Below are 815 nucleotides of genomic sequence, written 5' to 3'. Positions count from 1 at the left end.
GCTGGCTTGAACTTACTAACAGTCTCAACACTAAAATGCTGCTCAAAGAACTGACTGAGTCCCGCTTTTTCTAGCGGTGTTGGAGACGCGCTGCTCGCTGAGTTGGTCAGTGTGACTAGCCGAAACCCTGCATCACGCAGGCGTTCGAGCGCTGGCGCTGCGTCAGAGTGAGCAGGCAGGTTACTCATTTTTTCTTTGAATTCATTGATATCAGATTCGGTCAGCGTCACTTGTTTGATATCTGCCATCATTTGCAATGCGCCGACACCAATCTCGCCAAAAGGCGTATACAGACCAGATAACGTCATCGTTTGTGAATATAGTACCAGTTGAGCAAACCATTCGCGCATGACATTTTGATCAGCAAAAATGCGGGTGAATAAAGGGGTGAGTGTCTCAATATCGAGCAATGTTTCATTGACATCAAACACAAGAACGGACGGAAAAAACTCAGAAGACATAAGGTATCCTTTTTGCATAGAAGACGGTTTACTCAGTCATATTCGCCAATTGTTCTAATATATTGACGTAGTTTTCGACCCCTTGCGCGCCGCTGACCAGATGACGCTCATTAAAGATAATCGCGGGCACACTTTGAATCCCTTGCTGTTGCCAATGCTGCTCTTCGGTTCGCACTTCTTTTGCAAAAAACTGCCCTTCCAGTATCGCTAATGCTTCACTGTGATCAAGACCAGTCTCTGCTGCGATATCGGCAAGCACATTGATATCTGAGATGTCTCTGTTGTTGGTAAAATGCGCGACAAATAACGCTTGTTTTAACTCATGTATACGCCCTTGTTGATCAGCGAAATGTA

At 45.4% G+C, this 815-nt stretch carries 2 protein-coding genes; both read right to left on the bottom strand.

What is annotated here, in order from left to right; genetic code table 11:
• Positions 1–461 (bottom strand): HAD family hydrolase (locus tag ACS8FC_RS16400; protein WP_439297559.1); only part of this gene is annotated, 461 nt, incomplete at its 3' end.
• A gap of 28 nt (positions 462–489) precedes the next feature.
• Positions 490–815: DsbA family oxidoreductase (locus ACS8FC_RS16395; RefSeq protein WP_439297558.1), on the bottom strand; the 326-nt coding region annotated here is incomplete at its 5' end.

The organism is Psychrobacter sp. 1Y4 (assembly GCF_051847555.1).
This window is presented reverse-complemented; position numbering and strand designations above follow the sequence as displayed.